The 1498-nt window shown below is 75.7% G+C and carries 1 protein-coding gene; it reads right to left on the bottom strand.

Going from position 1 to position 1498, the window contains the following annotated elements; translation table 11 throughout:
- Positions 1–1077: hypothetical protein (locus HW578_RS26450; protein ID WP_198373680.1), on the bottom strand; the 1077-nt coding region annotated here is incomplete at its 3' end.
- Positions 1078–1498 lie beyond the last annotated feature (421 nt).

Raw genomic sequence — 1498 nt, 5'->3', positions numbered from 1 at the left:
CTCGGCCAGGGCGCGCAGCCGGCGAGTCTGCTCGCGCGACGCGGCCTCGGCCTCGGCCAGGGCGGCGCCGAGCATCGCGATCTCGGCCGGACCCGACGGCGCCGGGGCGTCGGGGAGGGGGCTGTCGCTGCGCAGGGCCTCGGCGATAGCCCGCGCGTGATCCGCCAAGCCGAGGAGTGGCGTGCGCAGCCCGCGCAAGGTGGCGCGCAGCGCAAGCGTGGCGGCCGCCAGCGTCAGCACCGCCAGCCCCGCCGCCCAGAGCAAGGGCCCGAATCCCGCCGTCGCCGGCGGGGCCCAGGCGACGAGGCGCCATTCCGGCGCCTCCTGCAGCGTCGCCACCGCGACAACGACCTGCGCGTCCGAGGCTGCGGTGGCGGCGGTCGCCACGCCGCGCGGCAGCGCCACCAGCACCGGCCAGTCCGGCAATTCGCCCGCCTGCCCGCCGGTTGCGGCCACGACGCGGCCGCGGCTGTCGAACAGCACCGCGCGCCCGGCGCCCATGGCGGCGGCCAGCCGGTCGGGGCGAAGAGCGAGGCTGAGCACCGCCTCGGTGCGGCCATCCCGGAGCAGCGGCACCATCAGCATCGGCGGCAGCGGTGCCGCGCCCGGGCCGGAGAGCATGTCGCTGACCCGCGGGCGCCCCGTCTCGACGGCCCACAGCCCGGCCGCGATGGCCGGCGTGGACGCGAGCGGCGTGCCGAAGGGCTGGCTGGTGTCGACCAGCATGCCGAGGCCGCGGTCGAGCACGCCGAGCGGCGTGCCGAGCGCACCCGCCAGGCGGCGCGCCGCGCTGTCGGCGGCGGCGAGGTCGGTGGCGAGCCGTGCCGCGTCGATCCCGCTGCCGAAGGCGAGCAGCGCCTGGCGGCGCGCCTCGATCTCCGTGTCGACGGCGCGGGCCATGCCCTGCGCGCCGTCGACCAGACGCGCTTCCGCTGCCGAGCGCGCCGACCGTTCGTGGAGGATGCCGAGCACGATTGCCCCAAGCAGCAGCGGCAGCACGGCCACGGCCACCAGGAGCACGAGGCGCGCGCCCAGCGTTGCCCCGCGGGTGCCGACCTGGCCCGAGCTCTGCCTCATCCCCTGTACGACCTGTTCCTGGTGCGGCGCGACGCCCCGCCGTAGCCATGACGTTCAACCAAAGGTTATTGCATTGCAAGTATTTAACGGTGTGCTGACGGCGCAGCGCGGTTCACGATACTGCCAGCGCCGCCGTATGATGTTAAGCTAGGGAAATGGTCGGCAGACGGGATCGGTGTGTTGCATGGCGTGGCGCGGCGGCAGCCCTCGTGCTGCTGGCGGGTTGCGCAACGGAGGAAGCGCCGCAGGAGACCCTTCCCCTGCCGCCGGAGCCGCCTGCGCGCCTGCAGGCTGGGCGGCAGGCCGCAGCGGCCGCTGCCCGGCCGCGGGCAAGCGAAGCCGAGACCCCAACTGCGCCGTCCGAGGCGCCATCGCCTGCCGCGGCCGTCGCGCCGCCCGCTGCCGAGATCCGAAGAGCTTA

Source organism: Roseomonas rosulenta, assembly GCF_016106005.1.
In the GTDB taxonomy this organism is placed as follows: Bacteria; Pseudomonadota; Alphaproteobacteria; order Acetobacterales; family Acetobacteraceae; genus Neoroseomonas; species Neoroseomonas rosulenta.
This window is presented reverse-complemented; position numbering and strand designations above follow the sequence as displayed.